This window comes from Psychrobacter alimentarius (assembly GCF_001606025.1).
Classification (GTDB): Bacteria; Pseudomonadota; Gammaproteobacteria; order Pseudomonadales; family Moraxellaceae; genus Psychrobacter; species Psychrobacter alimentarius.
The window spans coordinates 1,123,814-1,148,998 of the sequence record NZ_CP014945.1 but is presented as its reverse complement, the minus strand read 5'-3'; the positions used below and the strand labels follow the sequence as shown (position 1 = coordinate 1,148,998).

The window sequence follows — 25,185 nt, the reverse complement described above, 5'->3', positions numbered from 1 at the left end:
GTAACCAGTCTACCGGTACCTTTTAAATCTTGTATTCAGTAAAAATCCTGTCAAATTAAAGCAGTCGTATATGCTATTAAATATAGTCAATCCCCTTTAAAAAAGTATAGTTCTACTGGGATGAATTTTGCAAAGCATCTGTCACGCCGCCAAACAGCCAGCAAAGAAAATTTATACCAGCAGGATATGACGTCCGTATATACCATCTTTATTTTCTAACATTTACCATTTTCCGATAAACCATGGATAGTAGTCATCCTTTTGGTATTCAAGCGTAGAAAAGCCTTACCCCTAAAGGCAAGGCTATATATGCATCTTTTAAATTGTCTTTATAAGAACAGCAATCCCAAACCAATCACAACGCCACTGACAACCAAAACAATGACACAGAAACCCATGATGTCTTTGGCTTTTAGTCCTGCAATGGCAAGTGCTGGTAATGCCCAGAACGGCTGGATCATATTGGTCCATGCATCACCCCACGCTACTGCCATCGCCACTTTTGCTGGATCACTACCCAGCATCTCTGCCGCTTCTAGCATAATTGGCGCTTGTACCGCCCATTGTCCACCACCTGAAGGGACAAAGAAGTTGACAAGTCCAGCACTCAGAAATGCAAAAAGCGGTAATGTTTCTGCTGTCGAGATATTAACAAACGCCTCTGACATAATAGCCGCCAAACCAGAGGCAGTCATCATGCCCATAATACCAGCATAAAATGGGAACTGTACGATGATAGCGCCCGCTCCTTTGACTGCCTCTTGAACCGCTATCAGATACTTACGAGGCGTGCCGTGGAATATAATCCCAAAGAATAAGAACATAAAGTTCACCAAATCGAGCGTTAAGGCAAAACCATTCTGCACAAAGTAATAAACGATAAAAGCAATGCCCATCAGACCGATAACCATTGATAACATCCAGCTATTCTCTAACCGCTCTGCTGGCGTCATATCAGCTTTTGCTGGAACGTCCTCGACGATGGGATCAACCAAGAGTTTGGGATCGACGGTCACTGTGTCTTCTGCCTTTGGCATCATCAGACGGTTTAATACAGGTACGATAATCACGAGCGCAACAACGATAATTAGGTTATAAGTGGCAAAGATAGTGGCACTCGTTGGAATAATACCAATCTTGTCCGCGAATGGATGACCCTCTGTCGCAATCGATAAAGGGATGGATCCTGAGAACCCTGCATGCCAAATAATAAACCCAGAGTAAGCACTGGCAATCAGCAAGCGATAATCAACGCCTTCAACGCGCTTCGCCAGCTCTTTGGCAAATAGCGCACCAATCACCAAGCCAAATCCCCAGTTTATCCAACTGGCAGCCAGTGACACTAAGGTCACTGAAATAATGGCACTGCCTGGCGAATTAGCAAAGCTTGCAAGTTTACCAAGTCCCTTTTTAAATATGGGACTGCTTGCAAGTACAAAGCCAGTTACTAGTACCAGCACCATCTGCATGGAGAATGCAAGTAATGCCCAAAATCCTTCTCCCCAAAATGCGACCATCTGTATGGGTGAAGAGTCAGTCAATCCTAGACCAAGGATAAAGATGACAACCGTCAAGATAATGACGAATAAAAATGGATCTGGTAAATACTTTTCCATTAAACTATTCGAAAAACGTGTAATTCCTTTCATTTTTTAATTCCCTTTTAGCCAAATGTAGACTTGATTTATAACCCTGATGCTACCTTACTCTTTCTTTTTATTCTTGTTCATTTAACCACAAGCTGTCTCGTTAATATGACATTTTTTGATGTTTTGCATTTTTACTTTCATACTCATTCACAAACTTTCAATAAAAAAGAGCACCTTGATATAAAGGCACTCTTTTGGATACTTGGCTTTGAAAAATGCTATATAGCCGCCAGACCTACGACAAATTACTGACTCATTTATATCTCTAAATCCAATAATTTAGAGCTTAGGCTTTTACCATGCATATCTTGCGCTAACGACTTGGTCACCCCGCCACCCAACGCGCCATACATCACAAAGTTGAATGCATTGAGAGTCGGCAGCTCATAACGAACAACCTCCCCTTGCACAATGTCTTTAAACCATTCTTTGACAATGTCTTCAGTGACCTTGTCTTTGAGAAGCTCGTAATCTTCTTCTTTGAAAGCGATAAGAGAGATATTGGATATATTGCCTTTATCACCTGTTCGGGAATGGGCTATTTCACGTAATTTCATTTATCATACCTCCCAATATGAAACGTTGATATCAGTGTCTGGTTCGGGAATGAGTATTGAGCCTATAGATACTATCTCTTTGATATTTGAGCGAATACCACCGCCGCCTGCTGGCCCATTGGTGTAGAGTGACATTGCTTCTCGTACAATAGCATTAGCGACTGCCTCATCCTCGGTTCTTGCAGCAATACGAAGCCGCGTTTCAGATACTTCTTGAGTGTCAAAAACCTCATTGGCATACAAAGAGTTGAGTCCAATAAAATCATAGCGCATTTCAATAGGTTCAATATCTTGAGCCGCCAGTCTTTTTTCCATAATGGTTTTAGCCAGCTTGGCTCTTTCAACTGAACCGGCACCGCCGTAGCTGATTTCTGCCTCGGCAATATAACCATCTTTGTATCCGATACTCGTTTTTAGCAAGCCCGTCTTTGGTTTGCCCGAGCCACCAAATACCTTAACGACATCTTTTGCTACTTCTTCAACTTGAACACTAGAAAAATCAGCAATGACATCTGGCGTCAAATAGTTAGCGGGGTCATGAATCTCATAAAGCAATTGCTCTTTTACGGTGGCTAACGATACCAAACCGCCAGCGTTCGCCAATTTAGTTATGTGGTATTCTCCGTTTTCAGTCACTTCCATGATTGGAAAACCTACGTTCCACAGCTCTGGCACCTCTTTGTAGCCAGGATCGGCAAAATACCCACCCGTGATTTGAGCGCCGCACTCCATTAAGTGCCCGCCTATGGTGACTTTACCTAATAATTCAGCATTTTCAAAGGACCAGCCAAATTCGTACATCATGGGGCCAAGAAATAATGAAGGATCAGCAGCTCGGCCTGTGATGACTATATCGGCGCCTGCCTTAAGCGCTTGCACGATACCTGCCGCGCCAATATACGCATTTGCCGAAACGATTGACGAGCCAAGCTCTTTAATTTGCTTGCCATTTTCTAGCAGTGTTTCATTCTGATAACGCTCAATTTCTGAGAATACATCGTCACCAGTAACTGCTGCTATTTTTAAATGTTGCAAACCTTGTTTTTCAGCGATTTGCTTCACCATTTCGGCAGCCGCTTTTGGATTGGCCGCGCCCATATTGGTGACTATTTTGACGTTGTTTTCTACACAAAGCGGTAAGACTTGCGCCATTCGATACTCAAGCAGACTGTCATAACCTTGCTTTGAATCTTTCATTTTTCGCTGCTGTGCAATGGCAATCGTACGCTCTGCAAGGCATTCAAACACAATATAATCAACGTCGCCATCTCGAATGATATCAAGAGCGGGTTCCAATCGGTCATCAGAATACCCTGCACCCGACCCAATTTTGATAGATTTCATGATGTGTTTCCTTTTTTTCTATTTATATATTCTATTTATATGATGACACCAGTGATGACTGCCACGATGGTCATAACGATGGTCGTACCAAACGCCCATTTGAATACAAATTTTTGATGATCAGCAAGCTCTACTCCTGCCAATCCAATCAATAAAAATGTCGAAGCCGTAAGAGGACTTAAGGGAAACCCTGTGGTCATTTGTCCAAGCATAGATGCCTGACCAATTTGAACAGGATCCAAGCCATAAGCACCAGCCGTCTCTGCCAGAATCGGCATGACACCAAAATAATAAGCGTCTGGCGTGAATATCAGACTCAATGGCATACTGATGGTAGCGACAATCACACCCATAAAACCGCCTACTTGATTAGGGATGATATTGACCAAGGACGTCGCCATCGCCGTAATCATGCCTGTACCCGATAGAATCCCTGTAAAAATACCAGCAGCAAAAATGATCGAAACAACCGTAATCATGCCAACCGACTGCGCGCGTATCTGATCCATTTGATCATTCGGTTTGGGATAATTGATAAGGACAGCAACGGCAAACGCCACCATAAAGACAATTGGTAACGGTAGCCACACTTGAACTAATGCCACAATGGTTAAAACGGTTAACACCAAATTGAACCAAAACAGCTTAGGGCGACGCATACTACGTTCTTCTTCAGTGAGCTCATCCTGCAAGCTATGCTCCATCTCCTGAACACCCAAACGTTTACGCTCTTTTTTTCCGACCAGATATGCCACAAAGATGATCCAAACGATACCCGCTATAAACGCGGGAATGATAGGATTAAATAGTTGGGCGGTGCTAACCTCTAGTGCCGCCGCCGCTCGTGCGGTTGGCCCGCCCCAAGGCGTTAGATTCATGGTGCCTGCGCCAAGCGCTACCATGCCTGCCAGTACAATTCGGCTCATACCTAATTTATTATATAGCGGTAATAATGCAGGAATGGTAATCAAAAAAGTAGATGCACCAGAACCGTCCAAATGGGCAATCATCGCAATGACAACCGTTCCTATGGTGATTTTCACTGGGTCGCCTTTGACCAGTTTCAAGATTCTTGTAATTAATGGATCAAATAGTCCGGCATTGTTCATCACACCAAAAAAAAAAATAGCAAACCCTAACATGATGCCCGTTGGCGCCACACTCACAATACCGTCCAACATAAAAGTGCCTAACTCGCTGCCAAAACCACCTATTAACGCAAAAACAATCGGTACTAAAATCAGCGAAACAATCACGGATACCTTTTTAGTCAATATAAGAACCAAAAACACAGCAATCGTCAAAAATCCTAATAAAGCCAACAAATTCACTCTCCCTGTTAAAATTACTTTCTTCCTGATTCATTCACCTTAGCACCTTTATTCATGCTCAGTAGAATTCATACCAAATCTTTTAGTCATGTCTTACCATCATTGTCGCTATTCTTTGTTTAAGAACGCATGGGAGCGCCGAACCCTACTCAGCGCTCTATTAGAAATGTTACTCATCAAGATTAAACATCACATAATCGCAGGGATTGACAACACAGCCACGTAATAACCCATGAACTGACAGCCTGTATTAAATGAGAAGTGTTTTGATAAAAGACCACCCAGTAAACCCAATCCTAGAACGGTAAACACACCAACCAACCCCCCTTCCCATATACTAATGACCAAAATCAGACCGATAAAAGTGGCGATAATCGCTTCGTGGCTGATTTTTTTTACTACAAATAAAGCGGCGTTTCTGGCGTAGTTCATTGAAAAAGGATACGCGATGATAGCGGCCAGTATGACCGATAGGACACCGTAAAAAAGAAAATCCATCGGACTGAGTAAGTGATGCAAGTTATTACCTGCTACTTCAGCTGTCTCCACATTAAAAACAGGGGGCGCATTGAATAAAGGCGCGGCAGGACCAGCAGCGACCGGACTGAGCGGCAGACCAAAAGCAATTAATGGGATCAAGGCTTCTGCAATATAGGTCGATTCAGTCACGCCATTCTTAGAAGACAAGACCGTCGTTAGCCTGTGATACGTATTTTTGATACGCGAACCCACAAACTCACCCAATATCACGGTCATTGCCACTGGGCTAAATACAAAAGTGGCACTCGATATTAGGGAGGTTATCACCGTAAATTTAATCTGTGTCTTGTTCAAAATTTTAAATGGATTGGGAAAATAACCCTGCCAAAGCTTCAAATCTGGCGCGACTTGAACCTCGTTATTTTTTGCTCGAGATTGCAACTTTCTACCAGCAGGACTCATAACAGTAAACAAATCTGCTATTAGGGGGCCGATAGCAATGGCTAAAAAGTAAGTCACGCCCAGACTGGTATCATATTGTGCTGTAAAGGCTTTCAGCGCCAAGATGAACGTCACAAAGGGAATGAGTAGCAGTACCGATGCCCACTTACCTTTTGAAAAATAAGCAATGGATATGGCCGCTATTAAAAAGATCCATGGCGCAAACTTAGTAATAATGTCGCCAAATGGCGCTAAAATTAAGGCAAACCCAACAGCGGCAACCACCGCAATAAAAGCCGATATAATTGAGCTTGAGATCATCTTTTTGAGGGCAATATGCGGTATGCCCAACTTCCGTAAAAGATCTGCCTCCTCAAGCATTGGCGTCGCCATCGTATCACCAGGAATCCCCAGCAGCGCTGTCGGTATGGCATGCGTCATGTGTTTGGACACCGCACCTGCCATCCAAAATGTAAACACGGCTGCTGGCGGCGCCCCAATGATAATCACCATCAAGGTAAGCGGCACCATGGTCGCGGTCTCATCTGTTCCTGATACCATACCAATTAGTGAAAAAATAATAGCGCCAATAACGCCATACATCAGCGCTGGCCAAAACTGAATCAAAATCTCATGTAACATCGCCTTCTTCCTTGAAGTCTGTATTCTTAGCCACTGGCTGTCGTATATCGGCTAATGGCTCTTATATAAATGCTTAGAAAAACCGTCCATTTGTTATTGTTTTTTCTTTGCTATCTCTTCTGCTTCTTGAAACACGGTCATTAATTGCAACAAATTCAGCTCTTCTTTTACTTCAGAAGGTAAATCATTGACGCTGGTGTAATTGGGATCGTCTTTAATTAAGTCGACAATGAATGCTTTGACATTATCGCTATTGTCTTCTTGACTGGATATCACTGTCCTTGCTGGTTTAAACATAATGGAGCAAATAAAGCCTGAGAGCAGACAACCTCCTAAGCCAATGAGCATTGCATAACCATTAAGCAGGGTCGTGTCTCCAGAGGAAGAAGACAGAAAAAACTTAGCCAATAAAAAAGTCCCTGTACTCACGACGCTACCTATCACGATAGCGAATAGCATCGACTTAAAATTAACCGTATCCCCCCAGACCTCTACCAAATTATTGTTTGAACTGTCCATAGTCATATTCATCCTTGTCATCATAGTCCGTATAGAATGACCATCTAAAAATCAGTATTGAAGCATCGACCTTGGTGCTAACTAAACTTTTATTTCTTATCGATGTGCACTGGTTACCCGCTCTTGTGACGCAAGGTTGCTAAGATCTCCTCGGCCACATCGATACGCACTTTGCCGCTCTGAACTAATAGCTCAGTTACTTTGTCAACCTCATGGGCTTTGGCACCTGCCATCACCGCGATGTTTTTTGCATGCAGTGACATATGGCCTTTTTGAATACCTGTGGTCACCAAGGCCTTCATTGCCGCAAAGTTTTGTGCCAATCCAACCGCACACGTAATCCTAGCCAGCTCATCTGCAGAATCAATGTTCAAAATCTCTAAGTTTTGCTGCGCCGTTGGGTGCACTTTGGTTGCACCACCAATCAGACCGACTGCCATTGGCAATTCTAAGCTGCCGCATAAATTGCCGTCTTTATCAATACCCCAACTGGATAAACTACGGTATTGACCTGTCTTACAAGCGTAGGCATGTGCACCCGCTTCTATCGCTCGTGTATCATTCCCTGTTGCCAGAATCACAGCGGATATTCCATTCATAATGCCTTTATTATGGGTCGTTGCCCGATAAGGATCAGTATCTGCAAATCGGAATGCTGATAACATCGCATCTCTAACGGCTTCTCCCCCTATCTCATCCGTAGGCCACGTGGCACGAGCCATCGACAGGCGTTTGTCTGCAAGGTTTGACAAAATCCTCATATTTGCTTTGGCAGATGTCCAGCCCTCCAAGGCTGGCGATAATGCTTCAACCATAGAGTTGACTGCATTTGCACCCATGGCATCGCAGGTATCTACAAGAATATGTACGATAATGTTGTATTCATGACCATCATCCAACACTCTCACTTCTAACCCTTTGAACCCGCCGCCTAACTTCACTAATAATGGATCTACATCGTTACAGATAGCTTTAATATCGTGCTCATTTTCAAGGATAACTTGTTTGGTAATCATGGGATTGATGACATCAATCAATTGAATCTGGCCGATCATAATGTGTTCAGAAGTATGGGTATAAAAACCACCAGTAGCCCGGCATTGTCTGGCTGCATTACAAACAGCAGCCACTACGGACGACTCCTCTGTCGCCATAGGAATCAGTCTGTCTTTACCATCAATTATCATATTAGTAGCAACACCAATGGGGATATTCATCGTACCAATGGCATTCTCAATCATATTATCAACGGTCTGAAACTCCGTATTACCTGTGTTCAAAAAGTGATCTTGACTGAAATCGCTTTCACCTAAAAATTCAGCAATTTTTTCTAAACGTTGCTGGTGCTCAAGTTTGTAAAAACTAGAAATGCGCGAAGAAGAGGTTGATTCTTGCATGGGTATACATCCTGTAAAGTGATTCCTTTAAAAAGGGTTTGATATAGCAAAACCCTAAGACTGCTCGTAGCAGTACTACTTAAGTCCGTTATTATAGAAATACCATGTGCGCAATGTTCTTCCAAGGGTACAGAAAGGCTTTTACCCTCAAAACTGTACCCATCCTTATAGAAAGACGTTATTGTGGCGAACACAGTCGATTGAATACAAGAAGAGACCATTGGGTAAGTAAGATAAGTAAATAGATAGGTAGTGAAATCATACTGAGCGTGAACAATGGGTGACACCCAGCGGTTCCTTTTTGGACAACGGCTTTAAAGCAGTTATAGAAAATCATAGGCTAACGCGTATTAAAAATCTCTTCTTCAATGAATGTAACGGTGGTTTGGTCTATATAGAATTTATTGATTCTCAAGGCAAAATACGTATTCTCACAAGGAAAAAACAGATTGCCTGGTGCCATAAAAATATTGTTCTTTCTGGCGTAGTTGACGACTTTTTTGTCATCCATTGGAATACGAAACCACAAAAAATGACCACTGGGATTGTGAGGATAAAGCTTTAGGCCTTCGATAGTACTCAGCGCCGTTATTGATTCGGCCGACTTTTCATGTGACAGATTTTTTAGTGCTTGAAGATGATTGTCTAGCGTGCCACTACTGATCATATGATTAAGGATGTTTTCGGTGATGGATGACGTATTGATGACCGTTATCATTTTTAGACGCGTAAGTGATTTTATTAATGGCTTAGAGGCGACGATAAAACCACATCGTAACGAGGCAGAAACGGTTTTTGAAAAGCTGCTTAGGTAAATGACAGGCTCGTCTTCACTAAATAGATAACTGGCGGCTTTTTCTCGAATCAGTAAAAAAGGATCATCTTCAACGATAATGACGTTATTTTCTACGCAGACCGACTTAATGGCTTCAAGGTTTTCTACGGTTAAGTCTGTCCCTGTTGGATTGTGCGCGCAGGGCTGCAGAAATAACATTTTAGGGTGCTTTTTTTGAATAATGGCTTCTAGATTGTTCACATCTAAACCAAACTTGGTTCTTTTGAGCGCAATCATATTCACTTTATTAAGCTTAAGCTTGCTGAATAAAGGGTAATATCCAGGCGACTCTACGATAACGTTATCGCCTTCTGACAAAAAATGCCTAATGATTAAATCCACACTGTGATTGGTACCATACGTCATTAACACATTTTGCGGATCAACGTTAAGAGAATGATTTTTCAGTATGTCAGTGATCAGTCCTCGAAGCATGCTGTTACCAGCTGGATCGCCATATCCATAGTCAAGATAGGAAGGTTTGTCGCCACAATTCGGGTAACCCAGATAACTGTCTAGCTTGAGCTTATCCATATACTCTCTTGGATATCTACCCTCGCCAGGTTTGTGACTGTACTCGTTGACCAGCTGTTGCTCAAGTAAATCGACGCCATTATAAACATTGGTCAAATCCAACATGGTATTGTGCATCTCTTTGCTGGATAAATCTTCACTGATATAAAACCCTGATTTGGGTAACGCCTTGATCCAACGCTGTTCGAGTAAAATGCTATACGCGTTCACTATGGTATTTTTTGACACGTTATATTGTTTTGACATGGCACGAATTGAAGGTATTTTGTCTCCAATTTTTTTTCTACCAGACTTAATGTCATCAATGATTATTAAACATATTTCTTCAAACTTTTTCACACTGCAACTCCATCTTTAGTATAAGCCTTATCGCAAGGTTTTAGAGATATGTCGCTCATATTATGCCGTTATCTGACCAACAATCACACCAATGGCTTAAACAAGTCAGTATCAAAACGTAGGACTATATTAGTTGTATTACCGAATAATTGATACTGAACTCAAACTGTCTGTCAGGTAAAATAAGTACTATGACAACCTTCAAAAGCCCCAGTCCTCGTAAGATTATCCATATAGATATGGATGCCTTTTATGCCAGTGTTGAACAGCGCGATTTTCCAGAGTTGCGAGGTAAACCGTTGGTCGTGGGCGGCGATCCAAATGGTCGCGGTGTGGTGGCGGCGGCCAGTTATGAAGTGCGTCAATTTGGTGTGCGTTCTGCTATGTCTTGCTACGAGGCACGCAAACGCTGTCCAGAAGTGATATTTGTACGACCACGTTTTGAGGTTTATCGCACTGTTAGCAGTGAGATACGTCAGCTTATGTACCACTTAACACCACATGTTGAGCCGTTGTCGCTGGATGAAGCATATTTAGACGTCACAGGGCTAACAGCTCACCAAGGGTCGGCAACTTTAATGGCCAATTGGTTACGCGCCCAGATTCTCGAGCACACCGGGTTGACGGCTTCTGCTGGGGTATCTTTTAATAAAATGCTGGCCAAAATTGCCTCTGATATTAACAAGCCCAATGGTACAGCCATCATCACACCAGAAGATAGCGAGGCTTTTATTAGCACCTTACCTATCGAGCGCTTTCACGGTATAGGTAAGGCAACTGCTCAGCGTTTACACGCGATGGGCGTCAATACTGGTGCTGATCTTCGGAATCTGTCAGCGACTCTATTGGTGCAAGAGTTTGGTAAGCGTGGACAGTTTTATCATGATATTGCACATGGGCGTGATGAGCGTGCGGTAAAATCAGAGCGCACGCATAAGTCTGTTGGTTCGGAGACCACTTTTACAGAGAATCTCAACGATGATAATGCCTTACGCGTTCAGATTTATGAACAAAATGAGGATGCATTTAATCAACTACAAAAGAAGGCGCTCATCGCTCATACCATTACCCTAAAAGTAAAGTACGCAGACTTCACTCAAATCACGCGTACACACACGCTCTCTACAGCTTTTGATAGCGCTGAATCCGCTCATTACTGGCTTGATAAGTTGTTTTTAGATATTCCGCGCCAGCTTCCCATTCGACTAGTGGGCGTTACCTTTTCATCATTAGTGCCAGCAGCACAACTGTTGCCTCAGCTCAATTTGTTTGAGTAGTTTTATAGCTAATAAATTTTAGATGGTTTTGTTCATCATCTATCATTACAAATTAACGCTTAGGCTATTTATAAAATTTAAGCTACTCTTAGGTGTGAGTAATCATATTTAGCTATCCTCTCACAATCTCATTTCTGCTACAATTGTGCCAAAATTTCTATTCATTTAAAGACTCATTATGACCGATTCTCATGCGCTAGACTCTACGGCTCCTGCCTTAATTGACAACGATACAGACAACAACGTCTTAGACTATTTGAGCGTTGATGATTATGATTATGAGTTGCCAGATAGCCTTATTGCTCGCTATCCACTGGCACAACGTTCTGCCTCAAAACTGCTATACCTAGCCACTGATAATCAGAAAAACACAGCCAGTGTGCAGGATCGTTTGTTTGCTGAGTTACCCGATTTATTAAATGCAGGCGATTTGATTGTGTTTAATGACACCAAAGTGATGAAGGCGCGATTATTTGGTCAAAAAGACACAGGTGGGAAGATTGAGGTATTGATTGAGCGTTTGGTAAACCTCTCAGATTTGGATGTAACCACTCTACACGTAGAAACCATAGACGATACGACTATCAATAAAGAACATATTGCGCTTTGTCATGTAAAAGCCAGTAAAGCGCCTAAGCTTGGGCAGCGCGTATCGCTGGCTAATGGTCATATGAACGCGGTTATGATTGGTCGTCAAGACAATCTATTTATCTTGGCGTTTGAGGCCCCTATTTTGCCTCACCTAGAACTGTATGGCGAGCTACCTATTCCACCTTACTTTGAGCGTCATGCAGATGACACTGATAATACGCGTTATCAAACTGTCTTTCATGATCCAGCCAAGCTTGCGAGCGTGGCTGCCCCTACTGCAAGCTTACATTTTGATGAATCCGTATTGAACCAACTGACAGAAAAAGGCATCAATACAGCTTTTGTCACGCTGCACGTTGGCGCTGGTACTTTTGCGCCCGTTAAGACAGACAACTTGCTCAATCACACCATGCATAGTGAATATGCCCATTTACCGCAGGCAACCGCTGATCTCATCAACCAAACTCATGCAAACGGCAACCAAGTCATTGCCATTGGTACAACGGTCACTCGCGTCCTTGAAACTGCGTATCAAAAGACTGCAGTAGAAGGTCAACCACTTTCTAGCTGGTCAGGCGATACAGATATATTTATTTACCCTGGTTTTAAGTTCGGGGTAATAGATCGTTTACTGACCAATTTTCATTTGCCCAAATCTACTTTATTGATGTTGGTCTCCGCTTTTTCTGGCAAAGCTGCCATCGAACATGCCTATCAACATGCTATTGGAAAACAATACCGTTTCTTTAGTTACGGCGATGCTATGTTGCTCGATAAAAAAGCAAATTAAACACGATACAAACATTTTTTTATTGGTCACAACAGTTGTGAAATAAACTGGTAAACTGGTTAGTATTTTGCTATAACAGCAAAGACAACTTATATCCTAAAGGGCGGCTCATGTCTTGTCATCTCTCTTATCGCTTGACTACTGTACATCGCGCGATTTCGATGGCATTACTGTATTCTGTCGGCTACGTGGCTCTGACTTCAAGTGCTCAAGCAGCAACGATTGGCAAGACGGTAGTCACCTCTGCCCAACATGAGCCGCTAGCAGCAAGTATTGTCGTCACCGATATTCGAGCAGCAGACTTTTCAGCAAGCTTAGCAAATCCAGCCATTTATCAGCAAATGGGATTGACCAAAACAGATTCAATGATGGTACGCTTCACGCCAACTTCAGCTACCAGCGGTCGAGTCATTATCACCACATCACAGCCGGTATCGAAACCTTTTGCTGATGTGGTATTAACCATCAACGACAAAGGTCAGAGTAATGTTATTCCCAAAACCTTGCTGATGCCGCTCGATGATGGCTTGCCTATTAACACATCTACTAACATCAACACAGGGGCAAAAAAGCCCAACTTACCAAGTGTATCTGCAAGTACTGCCAAGCCGTTAACGCTCAGAAGAGGTGCACCGCCGCCATTGGTACCAACATCTAGTCTGCCAGCAGTCCATTCATCGACAAGTGAATTGATCGCTGCAAAATCGCCTGTGCCCAGTATGCAGGCAACTCGCATACAAGCGCCTACCGTTACTGCCTCAGCAGGCAATAGCCTTTCTTATGCACCTAGCCGTTTGGATAATGGTCGTTTGACGGATAAAGCTAATAGCGCAACCCAGCAAAGCAGCGTTGGCGTCAATTCTATTGAGAGTATAGCCAACGATAGGCTCAATAATAATAGTACCACTGCCAATGATGCAAACAACAGTAAAGATGTCATTGCAGTTGATAAGGCACCCACTCAAGCCATTACTGACAAACAGCTAGATATTTTGAATATACAAGTCACTCGTCAGATACAGCCAAGAAGCGAAAAAGAAGTCAGCACCGTTGCTGCCTCTACTCTCAATACCAATATGGCTAAAGATTTGGCTGTTAAAAACTCAGAGACAAACCTTGGTACGAGCGATGCCACTTCTGCAATTGCTTCAACTGGCAATATACCGGCTAATATCGCAAACTCTGAAGCCAAAGTTAATAATAATCCTGAGATTGTTGCCAGTGCTAATTCTAGCAATATGACTAATAGCGTGACTGCTCAATACCAAGTACAACGCAACGATAGCTTATGGATGATAGCGCAGCAGATTGCACAAGAAAATAATCTGAATGTGCAGACCGTGATGAAGCAGATTCAATCACAAAACCCTGATGCTTTTATCAATAGAGACGCAGGTCAACTAAAAGCAGATGCGAAGCTAAGCTTACCCAGCTACGATGTAATTCCGTCACAGAAAAAATTAGAAGCCGCTATTAGCGCACAAAGACAATATAGTCGGCGTTCAAACGCTTCTGTCATACCGGAAACCACCGAAAAGCGCTCTCCATCGTCATCTGAGAGGGCTCAAACAACCAAACCACGTGTAGAGCTTGCAACCACTAAGACGCAAACGTTGCCAAAAGCTCAGTTTTCAGTACTGGCTCCTGATTACAATGGAAGTGCCGATGGCACGCAGGCAAAATCAGCAGCGACCAAAGGTAATGGGCTTAGCACAGATATATTAGCGACTCTAAAATCATCAAGACAGAGTACAGCAACACAAGCGCAGCGGTTATCAAAAACCAGTAGTACACTTGATAACTATGCTAAAAAAATTCAATTACAAAATCAAAAACTGGCTGAGCTACAAGCTCGTCTTAAAAAACTACGCAATCAATAATTGCCTGATTGATCAATGCAATACGCCATGATCATAGATAGGCGTTGGAGTAATTATGGACAATATGCTATATATCATCGCCGGATTGGTGCTCATCTTATTGGTAGCTGTTTTAGTATTGCGCAAAAAGAAAGCACAAGAAACGTCAATACCACCCGCTATTCAATCAGGAAAAAAGGCCGCTACTCTAACGCCGACTGCCAAAACCAATGATAATATCCCTGCTCATAGCCGTGAAGATATTGATAAGAAATTTGATCACATTACAATCGCCCAGCGTTTTATTGATCAACAGCGCCATGACAAAGCCATTGAGACACTAACTCGTGGACTTAATGAGAAGCCGAACGATAGTCAATTATTGCTTAAGCTACTGAGCATTTATGCCACGCTAGATCAGCCCGAAAACTTTAATAATGTTTATAACACTATCAAGACTCAGAGCGATCCACAAAGTATCACTCAGGCCAATGAATTAAAAGCTTTGTTCTTTGGAGAGCAAGCGCCTGTTGCTGCAGAAGTAGCGCCAGTAGAAGATCATACTAACTTTGAAAGCATAGATTTTGACTTACCGATCAGTCAAACTGATGATCAAAAAGTACTGTCTGATCAGCCAGCTGTACAAGATAGCAATCCTACTTGGGCAAATGAGCAAACCCATCAAACTGCAACATCAAATGAGTTTGATCATATCAGCTCTACTAATGAGTCAGTAGAAAACGACTTTGATCTTACCCTCAGTGACTTTGACAATGATTTTGAAGATCATGGTTTTGAAGAACCAGTCACTACTAGTGTAGCGCCTGTAACCTCATTGAACGACACAGAAGAGCAAAGTTTTAATACCGCTACCGTCGATGAGACTACTAGCGAAGACAGCGATATCATTGATTTTGACTTTGAGTTTGATTCATCTGAGACCGATAAGACTCAAACAAACACACCTGTAGCTTCACGCAATGCTGATAGCGCTAACGAAGATATGACGTTAGATAGCGAAGAGTTCATCTTAGATTTTGATGATTTAGTAAGCGATGCTGAGACCGATACGATTACTGATAATAAAGAATCAATCGTCGAAGAATTGAGCATTGAGGCTAATCAAAATGAAAATGAAGATGATTTCGTCTTATCATTAGATGATTTTGATGCATCAAATAATACCGAGACTGTGTCAGAAAGCATTGTACCTGCTCTTGAAGAAACCAATGATATCGATAATTTCATTCTTGAAAATACTGACTTTGAAGACAGCAGTTCTAAAGACAATATCTCTAAAGACCACACTTTTGAAAATACTGACTCTAAAAACAGTAGCTCTGAAAGTAGCACCCTTGACGATAGTAAATTTGAAGACATCAGGTTTGAAGAGCAACGATTTGACGACAACTCTGTAGAACACGAAATTACGGATACGCCACAGGTTACTAATTCTTCTGAGCCACTATTATTCGATGACAACACCGTATTAGAGGAAGACTTTGACTTTGAGCTAAGTGGTGCTTTAACAAAGCCGACGTCATCAGCACCTGTCGAAGCAGATAACAGCGTTATTCTTGAAAATGAAATTGATACCGAATCAACAGAGGATTTTGCATCTCGTTTTTCAGCAGACTTTGATTTTGTAAAATCGCTGGATAGTAATCAAGTGACGTTAGATTTGGCCACTCAGTATGTACAATTGGGTGAATACGATAGCGCCAAACGTTTACTCAATGAAGTTATGGTTCAAGGCAACCATGAACAACAAAATCAAGCCAAACTTCTGCTTAAACGCACAGCGTAATTACAGATACCAGTATCACAAATAACTTAGTTTTTCATCAGCAAGTATTCTATGAGTATATGACATAGAATACTTGCTGATTTTTTTGCATTTCGCCTTTATATTATCTATTATTACTGCCTTATCTTCTTTTATCGTACCAATACTATGCCATCCTCTACTATGACAAAGACTCTATCTGATCCTATTCAACTGATTTATGCTGGTGGCACCTTTGGTAGCTATGGAAAACCTTTATCATCGTTATCAGCAGACGTGTTTTTACCTATCGTGCAGGAGCTATTAGCAGCTCAAGCGCACACAGCTCATCTACCAAAAAGCTCATGGTTAGACAACACGTTGTTCAAAGACAGCAGTCAATTGACACCCAGCGATTTTGCCCATTTTTATCAGCTTCTATTGGCTGCCTATACGCAAGGTGGTAGACGTTTTGTGTTGATTACTGGGACAGACACGCTAAGCTATTTGGGCGCTTTTTTGGCAGAAGCTTTTGCTGGTAGTGATATCTGTATTGTCTTAACTGGGAGTATGCGTCCTTTACTAGACAGTGAAGTGATCCACTCTTATTGTATCGATGAGCATAGCGATGCTTGGGACAATCTTAATCAATCACTACAGTTGGCAGCAGCGGGTGAATCTGGCGTCAAAATTAGTTTTGGTGGTGAGGCATGGCCGGCCCAAACGGTTCAAAAAATTCATAGTCATGATTTGATGGCATTCACAGGTCATTTTAGAGCCGCGTATCCGGCCAACAGTTATGTAAGAAGCCTACCAGATACCCGCCGTCAGCATTGGCTAGATGACCAACAAGAAGTACTAAACAATATTCAAAGTCGTGCGAAAAGCGTGCGCGTTAACGCTTTGTATTGTTTGCCCAATGATGCTGAAGCAATAAACAGTCAATTACAAGCCTTACTATCACAGCCGCCTTCTGGCATTATTTTAATGGGGTTTGGTGCTGGTAATGTTCCTTATTCAGCAGCATTGGCAGAAACCTTAGAGCTTGCTCATAAAAAAGGACATTTGCTGGTAGGTACGAGCCAATGTCCGTTTGGCGGTGTTAGCGATAGCTATGCTGCTGGCAGTTGGCAATACGATCACCATGTCATCTCTGGTGGGCGTTTGACCATTCCCGCGGTTTATGCACGCTTGCTGTGGTTGTTGCTACGCTATGATAGTCCAGCGAGACGCCGACAGCGCTGGTTAAATAATGTGACCCAAACTGGCACGACTATCAAAAAACGGTAAATTCTCTTTCATTTTATAAGCGTTAACAATACAATGCCCAATACTGCAACACTGGCTGATATAGAAACCAGCAAGCCTGAATCCTTACCAACCTATACCTTAGCAATTGCTATTGAGTTTTTAGGTACGAATTATCATGGGTGGCAACGGCAGCGAGAAGTACTGGGTGTACAAGAAGCGTTGGAGCTAGCCATCGGTAAGGTCGCCAACGAGCCAGTAGAAGTCATCGCTGCTGGCCGTACTGATGCCAGTGTACACGCTAGTAATATGATTGCTCATTTTACCACGCGTGCGTATCGACCTACACATAACTGGTTGCGCGGTGTAAACAGCCTACTGCCCGATGATATCGCGCTACGCTGGATTCAGCCTATGCCAGCTGACTTTCATGCACGCTTTGGTGCCATTGCACGTCGATACCGTTATATCACCCTCAATCAAGCCCAGCGTCCTGCGATACTCAACCATCAGGTGACGCATATTTATGAGCCGCTTGACTTAGAAGCAATGCAATTGGCGGCAGCCGATATCGTGGGTACACATGACTTTAGCAGTTATCGTGCTGCGGCCTGTCAATCCAACCAACCTGTGCGTCAGGTTAGCCATGCAAACTTGTTTTCTCACGGTCAGTTCATCGTTTTTGATATTCAAGCAGATGGATTTTTGCATCACATGGTTCGTAATTTAATGGGCACGTTATATGCTATTGGTAGACACGAACTTGATCCGACAGATTTTTTGAATATTTTAAACAAAAAAGATCGCACCATAGCACCGCCAACCGCATCTGGTGACGGTTTGTATTTTATTAATGCTTACTATCCTGATCGCTTTCAGAAAATGCTTCCAAAAGCGCCTTTAACGCCACTTTGGCTCAACTTGCCTGATTGATATACATATCACTTACAGACTGTCAAGTCAAAACCAGGTTCTGTATTGCTTTAACCAGCCAACTTACGTATAATATGGGCTTATTTTTAATTGATTGATACAAATTATGGCAAAAGACGATATCATTGAATTTGAAGGCGAAGTCATTGACACCCTTCCAAATACTTTATTCAAAGTGCGTTTAGAAAACGGACACGAAATCATCGCTCACATTTCTGGTAAGATGCGTAAACACTATATCCGTATTTTAACAGGCGATAAGGTTAAGGTAGAAATGACACCTTATGACTTGTCTAAAGGTCGCATTACTTATCGTGGTAAGAACTAAATTCTTATCAATTAAGATGGTTATAAAAGCATTTACATGTACCACCAGTTGTTACGTTGTTTTTTACCGCTGATATGAATGTTTGAGTGGTTTAACTGATAATAATAATGAAAATACTAACCTACTCATTATTGCCTATCAATGTTTTAGTTTTGACTGCAAGCAACTTATTTCATTAAAAAAATACCGCTAATATCAGCGGTATTTTTTTGTCTGCTTTATAGGCCATGAGAATATTGATTCTAAATCATGAACCAGCTTTTATTTGAATTCAACAGTGGCACCGTTTTCGATTACCCCTAAAAGTGCCAGTGCATCCCAGTTGGTTAGACGGATACAACCTGCCGATGCTTGGCGACTGATACGAGCAGGATCTGGCGAACCATGAATACCATACGTGGGTTTGCTGAGTCCAATCCAGACTAGACCAACAGGATTGTTGGGCCCTGGCGGAATAATAGACTTGCTACCATCATCAGCGGTGTACGTGTAATTAGGCTCATGTACCTTCACTTCTACGGTATGCGTTCCTGTTGGTGACGGTGTTGCTGTACTCCCTACCGTAGTGGGATAACTGGCAATCAATTTATTATCACTGTCATAGGCATATAATGTCTCAGTAGCCTTATCTGCAACGACTCTGCTGACAGGTTTGGTGTTAGGGTTACTGGGGTTATAGACAGTGATGGTCTCGCCAGCTGTAAACTTAGCATTAGGATTCAATGCTTTTAAATAATCTTCACTGATATGAAATTTTTCTGCCAGCGCTTCAGTGAGGCTTTCATAATACATGCCGTCGAGCTTAGCCTTTTCTTTTGTGTCAGTAGGTATTTTAGTCGTTTTGATGTTTACATCATCATCACTCAATTGGTAACTCACCAACACAGGCTGGGCAACCAGCTTTTCATTTTTAGTTAATGCTTGCCATGTCTCATTATTCAAATTTTCAGTAACGCTCAGACCGTTTGCTTTCTGAAATGCTTGCATTGCTTTGCGAGTATTCTTACCCCAGTATCCATCTACGGGACCCACACCATTATGATGCCAGTTTAGTAGTGTCTGCAACTTAGTCCCTGTGGTACGGTCTATTTTTGCCCCTGTTTTCCAATTTGCTGCATTTACCTTTGTTGCCATAGGAGACAAGTTATCTGTCGTATAGTTAATAACAGGGAGTAAGTTCTTGAGTGAACTGACCGTTTTGCTATTACCCATCGGCTTTTGACTGACACCATTAGTAACTGGACTGACATCATTCATAGCCATACTGGTTGTGTCATTTGCACTCTGATCAGTATTGGTCGCTGCAACGCTCTGGCTCATAAAAATTGCTGTCGATAAACCTGCCGCTACGAGTGCAGCGCTTACCTTTTTCAATTGATACATGTAATGCTCCTAATTTTTTATTATGCTGTTGTTATTAAGGATTTTGTTATTAAGACTTATTACTTCGAATGCCCACTTACTCGATACATAACTTTATTAAGCTATTCCGAGCGTTACTTTTTAAGTTTAACAAACAACTCATGTTGACACATTATTCTGTGAGGATGTAACAGCTTTATGTTAAAAGCATCTGAATTGTGCAGCATATCTGTTAACACTGCTGATAAGAAGATTTTTAATGTGGCGTAAACCGTTGCTGTCCATTTTTATCTTCAATGAATAAGCAATAAAAAACCCATAAACTGCGAAGCAATTTATGGGTTGATAAAGTATCAGTTGACGCTTTTTAACAATCCTAAGAGAAAATTGATTTCCTCAAATGGGCTTTAGAGCAGTTTGGTCAATACTGCCTGTCCCATCTCTTGACAGCCAACTTGCTTGAGTCCCTCTTCGTTACGATCTAAGATGTCGACAGTACGCAAACCATCATCCAAGACATCGCTGACTGCTTGCTCAATGGCTTGCGCCGCCTTTTCTTGTTTGAAGGTATAGCGAAGCATCATCGCTACAGATAAAATAGTTGCCAGTGGATTAGCCTTGTCTTGACCGGCAATATCAGGTGCTGAGCCATGACACGGCTCATACATCCCTTTACCAGCTTCATCAAGACTTGCTGATGGTAGCATGCCGATAGAACCCGTCAGCATCGCTGCTTCGTCAGATAAAATATCGCCGAACATATTGCCTGTGACCATAACATCAAATTGCTTAGGATCTTTGATAAGTTGCATACAAGCATTGTCAGCGTACATGTGCGATAACGCCACATCGCTGTAGTCTGCTTGCTGCATCTCGATCATCGTCTGCTTCCACAATTCAGTCACTTCTAAGACATTTGCCTTATCTACCGAACATACCTTTGGCGCTGTACCTGCGGCTTGCGCCCGCGTTTTTGCCAACTCAAAAGCCACTTTACCGATGCGCTGTATCTCGCTGGTGCTATACACCATGGTGTTATAGCCTTGCTGCTCGCCATTTTCTAATGTACGAATACCGCGTGGCTCGCCAAAATAGATGCCGCCAGTCAATTCACGAACGATCAATAAATCCAAGCCTGAGATGATCTCAGGCTTGATGCTTGATGCATTAGCAAGCTGCGAATATAGTTTTGCTACTCGAAGGTTAGCAAACAAACCAAGCTCACCACGGATCTTAAGTAGGCCGCGCTCTGGGCGTTTACTACGTTCGATACTATCCCATTTAGGACCACCAACTGCTCCTAGTAATACAGCATCTGCAGCACGTGCACGCGTCAGAGTTTCCTCTGGTAAAGGCTCGCCAGTTGCGTCAATCGCTACCCCACCAATAAGTCCTGATTCAAGTGTCAAACCCAATGCAAACTTCTTATTGACGGCTTCGAGCACATCAATGGCTTGAGTCATGATTTCAGGGCCAATACCATCGCCTGCTAATGTTAAAATCGTTGCCATACTGGTCCTTTTAAACGAATAAGTTTTTATTAATTGATAATTTTTATTAATTGACAGTGTTATGACGCATTATTGCTCACTATTATTTGAGCGTTCATACGTGATTGCTAAACACACTGCTATGCTTTGACTTTTTTAGTGTTCGACACTGCTGATAATCCTTGCCTTACACTCGCTTCTACAAACTCACCTTGGTGCTCAGTGTCGAGTTGTTTGCAGAATCGGCGCTGTACTTGATTGTCTTGCAGCAGATCGACACATAAAGGTTCAGGTGAAGCAGTCTCTAATAAGCTACCAGAGTTTGTATCAGATTTTTTTTGATAAGCCCGCAGCTTATAAGTACCTGTATCAACAAAGTCATGAATCATCGCAAAGCGTTCTACATAACCCTCATTGTTTTCTGGGTAAAAATTGACATGTACCTCGCGTTTTGCAGGCATGACTCGAGCATAATAATTGGTCAAACCCGGCATTGCTGATGCGGATAATGGCACTACTTTGATTGCATATTTATTGGTCAGCGGTGCCATGTCCATATTTATCGGTGCATTTGCCGTTTTTTTAATACCATTACGATTTGGTAAAGTTACCAACATATTAGGATTGACTGGCTCATGAGTGTCAGGTGCAATAATCAACGTTCTGTCTATCTGCACAATTTCACAGTGATAAGTACCCGCACAAGCAATATTTACCTCGCCATCGAGCGGTTGAATGCTGCCTACCAATGACCTAGCACTTTCTGCTTCATCTATCTTTTGATAGCCAGTTAATACTTGACAGCCAGACACCAATAAGGTTGCGGCAAAAATTGTACTGGTCCATAACGCATAACGTTTTTTATTCATAATGGCGGCTACTATTTGTGATAGAGATAATGAAGAACTGTCCTTTATTTTAGCCAGTTCATCACTATAACTCAACGCTGCATTATTACTACTCAGAGCTTTTATTACCTGTCTGCTAGAAACTGACTACTTAGGCTCGCACCTCGTTAAATATCCAAGGTGTTTTCTGCATCATTTTATGCTCGTAATCTTTGATCGCATCGCTTTGCTGTAACGTTAAACCAATGTCATCAAGACCATTTAACAAGCAATGCTTGCGAAACGCGTCCACTTCAAAAGCGTACTCTTCACCCGTTGGGGTGATCACCACCTGACGCTCAAGATCGGCAGTCAGCTCATAACCTTCATTAGCAAAAGTCGCTTTCATTAAAGTATCGACAATCGCTTCATCTAATACAATGGGTAACATACCGTTTTTAAAGCAGTTATTATAAAAAATATCAGCAAAGCTTGGTGCAATGACTGTACGAAAGCCATACTCAGACAACGCCCAAGGTGCATGCTCACGACTAGAGCCGCAGCCAAAGTTTCTACGCGCCAGCAAAATCGTAGCGCCTTGATAGCGTGGTTTATTCAATACAAAGTCTGGATTGATGATTCGTGTGCTGTTGTCTTGACCTGGGTAGCCTTCGTCCAGATAGCGCCAATCATCAAATAAATTCACACCAAAGCCTGTCCGTTTAATGGATTTCAAAAACTGCTTTGCGATAATTTGGTCGGTATCTACGTTTGCGCGATCAAGTGGACAAACGATACCTGTTTGAGTGTTATAAGCTTGCATAAAATATCCTATCAATTATGTTGTCGCTAATGTGTGGTAGTCATTAAACCGCTGGAAAACAATCAGTCTTTACTTCTCTTACAATGTACTTTTATCGACACCGACCGATCATCAACCATTAGTATTAAAACGTTCTTACGTCAACAAAGTGACCTGCGAGCGCTGCTGCTGCTGCCATTGCTGGACTGACCAAATGCGTACGTCCACCATTACCCTGGCGACCTTCAAAGTTACGGTTAGACGTTGAAGCACAGTGTTCTTGGGGCTCAAGCTTATCCGCATTCATGGCAAGACACATAGAGCAACCCGGCTCGCGCCACTCAAACCCAGCTTCAGTGAACAAGGCATCAAGACCTTCTGCTTCTGCTTGTAGTTTTACTTGTCCTGAGCCAGCGACAACGATCGCTTCTTTAATATTATCAGCAACTTTACGGCCTTTGATAACTGCCGCAGCATCACGCAAATCTTCAATACGCGAATTGGTGCATGAACCAATAAAAATACGATCAAGCTGAATGTCTGTGATTTTTTGCCCAGCTTCTAATCCCATATAGGTATAGGCACGTAACCAACCCTCTTCTTGCGCTTCATCAACCGCTTGATCAGGCGTTGGTACTGATTGCGTGATATCGACAACCATTTCAGGCGAGGTTCCCCACGATACTTGCGGTGCTATCTGGCTACCGTCAATTTCAACCACAGTATCAAATACCGCGTCGTCATCTGAATACAAGGTACGCCAGTAAGCTTCAGCTTGCTGCCATTGTGATTCTTTTGGCGCATATGGACGACCTTTAACATAATCAATGGTGACATCATCAACAGCGACCATACCCACACGAGCACCTGCTTCAATCGCCATGTTACAGACAGTCATGCGACCTTCCATACTCATGTCTTCAAACACTTGTCCTGCAAATTCAATCGCATATCCTGTACCACCTGCCGTACCAATTTTAGCAATAATGGCTAATACCACATCTTTTGATGTCACACCAGCACCAAGCGTACCAGTGACGCGAATTTGCATGTTTTTTGATTTCTTTTGAATCAAACACTGCGTGGCTAGCACATGCTCAACTTCTGACGTGCCAATACCATGAGCCAAACAACCAAGTGCGCCATGTGTCGCCGTATGCGAGTCGCCGCACACTACTGTCATACCTGGCAATACCAAGCCCTGCTCAGGACCCACTACATGTAGGATGCCTTGACGAGCATCATTGATAGTAAATTCAGCAATATCAAACTTGGTACAATTGTCATCCAATGTGACCACTTGCAAGCGTGATACTTTGTCTTTAATACCAGACACCCCTTCTAGGCGCTCTTTAGACACTGTTGGCACATTATGATCAGGACTTGCGATATTGGCAGACAAGCGCCATGGCGCTCTATTTGCCAACTCCAACCCTTCAAATGCTTGCGGGCTTGTCACTTCATGCAGCAAATGGCGGTCAATATAAATCAGGCTTGAACCATCGTCACGTTTGGTGATCTCGTGAGCGCTCCAAAGTTTGTCGTACAACGTTTGACCGGCCATGTTCTTATCCTTTATTGGTTACTAATCATTGAATATTTCACTCGCCCATATAACAGTAGCAGGCAAAGTGCGTGTTCAAATAGCATTTCTATCTTGTATTTATTACCGTATTGGGGCATTGAGACTTGCTTTATATGCCAAATTTCTGAGTTGCTACAATAAATATGCCACAATACGCCTTGATGTCTTGTGATTATAGCAGGCTAATCCTATAATAATAATTGATGATTTTTAACCAGATGCAAACTTTTATTTCTAATACACTGTGATTAAGTCAGTTA

The 25,185-nt window shown here is 42.4% G+C and carries 20 protein-coding genes; 7 read left to right on the top strand and 13 right to left on the bottom strand.

Annotated elements, in window-relative coordinates:
* Positions 1-329 precede the first annotated feature (329 nt).
* The 8 genes from A3K91_RS04825 to A3K91_RS04790 all read right to left on the bottom strand — a co-directional run bounded on the left by A3K91_RS04825 (position 330) and on the right by A3K91_RS04790 (position 10,068).
* Entirely contained in the window at positions 330-1,649 is a 1,320-nt protein-coding gene (locus A3K91_RS04825; RefSeq protein WP_062844243.1) for a short-chain fatty acid transporter, read from the bottom strand.
* Positions 1,650-1,906: 257 nt separating this feature from the next.
* Entirely contained in the window at positions 1,907-2,206 is a 300-nt protein-coding gene (locus tag A3K91_RS04820) for an AtuA-related protein (protein WP_062844242.1), read from the bottom strand.
* Between the two features lie 3 nt (positions 2,207-2,209).
* Entirely contained in the window at positions 2,210-3,550 is a 1,341-nt protein-coding gene (locus tag A3K91_RS04815) for an acyclic terpene utilization AtuA family protein (protein WP_062844241.1), read from the bottom strand.
* A 35-nt stretch (positions 3,551-3,585) separates the two neighbouring features.
* Positions 3,586-4,875: a CitMHS family transporter gene (locus tag A3K91_RS04810; protein ID WP_062845865.1), complete on the bottom strand. Its 1,290-nt coding sequence runs from the start codon at positions 4,873-4,875 to the stop codon at positions 3,586-3,588.
* A 195-nt stretch (positions 4,876-5,070) separates the two neighbouring features.
* On the bottom strand, positions 5,071-6,444 hold the full coding sequence (locus A3K91_RS04805; RefSeq protein WP_062844240.1) for a tripartite tricarboxylate transporter permease: 1,374 nt from the start codon (positions 6,442-6,444) through the stop codon (positions 5,071-5,073).
* Between the two features lie 93 nt (positions 6,445-6,537).
* A complete protein-coding gene (locus tag A3K91_RS04800) occupies positions 6,538-6,963 on the bottom strand; it encodes a hypothetical protein (protein ID WP_131694887.1) in 426 nt (141 codons plus the stop codon).
* 113 nt (positions 6,964-7,076) lie between these two features.
* The gene (locus A3K91_RS04795; RefSeq protein WP_062844238.1) at positions 7,077-8,360 is read right to left on the bottom strand and encodes a hydroxymethylglutaryl-CoA reductase, degradative; all 1,284 of its coding nucleotides are present in this window, start codon (positions 8,358-8,360) and stop codon (positions 7,077-7,079) included.
* Between the two features lie 340 nt (positions 8,361-8,700).
* Positions 8,701-10,068 carry an aminotransferase-like domain-containing protein gene (locus tag A3K91_RS04790; RefSeq protein WP_062844237.1) on the bottom strand — a complete coding sequence of 456 codons (1,368 nt, stop codon included), beginning with the start codon at positions 10,066-10,068 and terminating at the stop codon, positions 8,701-8,703.
* A gap of 191 nt (positions 10,069-10,259) precedes the next feature.
* Between A3K91_RS04790 and dinB the strand changes: the two genes are divergently transcribed.
* The 7 genes from dinB to infA all read left to right on the top strand — a co-directional run bounded on the left by dinB (position 10,260) and on the right by infA (position 18,859).
* Entirely contained in the window at positions 10,260-11,345 is a 1,086-nt protein-coding gene (gene dinB, locus A3K91_RS04785; protein ID WP_062844236.1) for a DNA polymerase IV, read from the top strand.
* 178 nt (positions 11,346-11,523) lie between these two features.
* Positions 11,524-12,726: a tRNA preQ1(34) S-adenosylmethionine ribosyltransferase-isomerase QueA gene (gene queA / locus A3K91_RS04780; protein WP_062844235.1), complete on the top strand. Its 1,203-nt coding sequence runs from the start codon at positions 11,524-11,526 to the stop codon at positions 12,724-12,726.
* A 110-nt stretch (positions 12,727-12,836) separates the two neighbouring features.
* A complete protein-coding gene (locus A3K91_RS04775) occupies positions 12,837-14,606 on the top strand; it encodes a type IV pilus assembly protein FimV (RefSeq protein WP_062844234.1) in 1,770 nt (589 codons plus the stop codon).
* A 55-nt stretch (positions 14,607-14,661) separates the two neighbouring features.
* Positions 14,662-16,392, top strand: a complete 1,731-nt coding sequence (locus tag A3K91_RS04770) for a FimV/HubP family polar landmark protein (RefSeq protein WP_062844233.1) — start codon at positions 14,662-14,664, stop codon at positions 16,390-16,392.
* 162 nt (positions 16,393-16,554) lie between these two features.
* Positions 16,555-17,640: an asparaginase gene (locus A3K91_RS04765; RefSeq protein WP_062844232.1), complete on the top strand. Its 1,086-nt coding sequence runs from the start codon at positions 16,555-16,557 to the stop codon at positions 17,638-17,640.
* Between the two features lie 33 nt (positions 17,641-17,673).
* On the top strand, positions 17,674-18,531 hold the full coding sequence (gene truA, locus A3K91_RS04760; RefSeq protein WP_062844231.1) for a tRNA pseudouridine(38-40) synthase TruA: 858 nt from the start codon (positions 17,674-17,676) through the stop codon (positions 18,529-18,531).
* Positions 18,532-18,637: 106 nt separating this feature from the next.
* A complete protein-coding gene (gene infA, locus A3K91_RS04755; RefSeq protein WP_021814850.1) occupies positions 18,638-18,859 on the top strand; it encodes a translation initiation factor IF-1 in 222 nt (73 codons plus the stop codon).
* 261 nt (positions 18,860-19,120) lie between these two features.
* On the opposite strand, the gene A3K91_RS04750 is transcribed toward infA, so the two are convergent.
* From A3K91_RS04750 to leuC, 5 genes are all read right to left on the bottom strand, one after another.
* Positions 19,121-20,242, bottom strand: a complete 1,122-nt coding sequence (locus tag A3K91_RS04750; protein WP_062844230.1) for a L,D-transpeptidase family protein — start codon at positions 20,240-20,242, stop codon at positions 19,121-19,123.
* Positions 20,243-20,628: 386 nt separating this feature from the next.
* Complete coding sequence (leuB, locus tag A3K91_RS04745; protein WP_062844229.1) at positions 20,629-21,732, bottom strand: 3-isopropylmalate dehydrogenase; 1,104 nt, start codon at positions 21,730-21,732, stop codon at positions 20,629-20,631.
* Positions 21,733-21,851: 119 nt separating this feature from the next.
* The gene (locus A3K91_RS04740) at positions 21,852-22,580 is read right to left on the bottom strand and encodes a hypothetical protein (RefSeq protein ID WP_062844228.1); all 729 of its coding nucleotides are present in this window, start codon (positions 22,578-22,580) and stop codon (positions 21,852-21,854) included.
* A 130-nt stretch (positions 22,581-22,710) separates the two neighbouring features.
* Positions 22,711-23,361, bottom strand: coding sequence for a 3-isopropylmalate dehydratase small subunit (gene leuD / locus A3K91_RS04735; RefSeq protein ID WP_062844227.1), 651 nt, complete (start codon positions 23,359-23,361; stop codon positions 22,711-22,713).
* Positions 23,362-23,485: 124 nt separating this feature from the next.
* Complete coding sequence (gene leuC, locus A3K91_RS04730; protein ID WP_062844226.1) at positions 23,486-24,904, bottom strand: 3-isopropylmalate dehydratase large subunit; 1,419 nt, start codon at positions 24,902-24,904, stop codon at positions 23,486-23,488.
* Between the last annotated feature and the right edge of the window lie 281 nt (positions 24,905-25,185).

Excerpts from the sequence above, each read along its gene's own strand:
- A3K91_RS04825 (WP_062844243.1), bottom strand. The coding sequence starts at position 1,649 with ATGAAAGGAATTACACGTTTTTCGAATAGTTTAATGGAAAAGTATTTA.
- A3K91_RS04820 (WP_062844242.1), bottom strand. The coding sequence starts at position 2,206 with ATGAAATTACGTGAAATAGCCCATTCCCGAACAGGTGATAAAGGCAAT.
- A3K91_RS04815 (WP_062844241.1), bottom strand. The coding sequence starts at position 3,550 with ATGAAATCTATCAAAATTGGGTCGGGTGCAGGGTATTCTGATGACCGA.
- A3K91_RS04805 (WP_062844240.1), bottom strand. The coding sequence starts at position 6,444 with ATGTTACATGAGATTTTGATTCAGTTTTGGCCAGCGCTGATGTATGGC.
- A3K91_RS04800 (WP_131694887.1), bottom strand. The coding sequence starts at position 6,963 with ATGGACAGTTCAAACAATAATTTGGTAGAGGTCTGGGGGGATACGGTT.
- A3K91_RS04795 (WP_062844238.1), bottom strand. The coding sequence starts at position 8,360 with ATGCAAGAATCAACCTCTTCTTCGCGCATTTCTAGTTTTTACAAACTT.
- dinB (WP_062844236.1), top strand. The coding sequence starts at position 10,260 with ATGACAACCTTCAAAAGCCCCAGTCCTCGTAAGATTATCCATATAGAT.
- queA (WP_062844235.1), top strand. The coding sequence starts at position 11,524 with ATGACCGATTCTCATGCGCTAGACTCTACGGCTCCTGCCTTAATTGAC.
- A3K91_RS04775 (WP_062844234.1), top strand. The coding sequence starts at position 12,837 with ATGTCTTGTCATCTCTCTTATCGCTTGACTACTGTACATCGCGCGATT.
- A3K91_RS04770 (WP_062844233.1), top strand. The coding sequence starts at position 14,662 with ATGGACAATATGCTATATATCATCGCCGGATTGGTGCTCATCTTATTG.
- A3K91_RS04765 (WP_062844232.1), top strand. The coding sequence starts at position 16,555 with ATGACAAAGACTCTATCTGATCCTATTCAACTGATTTATGCTGGTGGC.
- truA (WP_062844231.1), top strand. The coding sequence starts at position 17,674 with ATGCCCAATACTGCAACACTGGCTGATATAGAAACCAGCAAGCCTGAA.
- infA (WP_021814850.1), top strand. The coding sequence starts at position 18,638 with ATGGCAAAAGACGATATCATTGAATTTGAAGGCGAAGTCATTGACACC.
- A3K91_RS04750 (WP_062844230.1), bottom strand. The coding sequence starts at position 20,242 with ATGTATCAATTGAAAAAGGTAAGCGCTGCACTCGTAGCGGCAGGTTTA.
- leuB (WP_062844229.1), bottom strand. The coding sequence starts at position 21,732 with ATGGCAACGATTTTAACATTAGCAGGCGATGGTATTGGCCCTGAAATC.
- A3K91_RS04740 (WP_062844228.1), bottom strand. The coding sequence starts at position 22,580 with ATGAATAAAAAACGTTATGCGTTATGGACCAGTACAATTTTTGCCGCA.
- leuD (WP_062844227.1), bottom strand. The coding sequence starts at position 23,361 with ATGCAAGCTTATAACACTCAAACAGGTATCGTTTGTCCACTTGATCGC.
- leuC (WP_062844226.1), bottom strand. The coding sequence starts at position 24,904 with ATGGCCGGTCAAACGTTGTACGACAAACTTTGGAGCGCTCACGAGATC.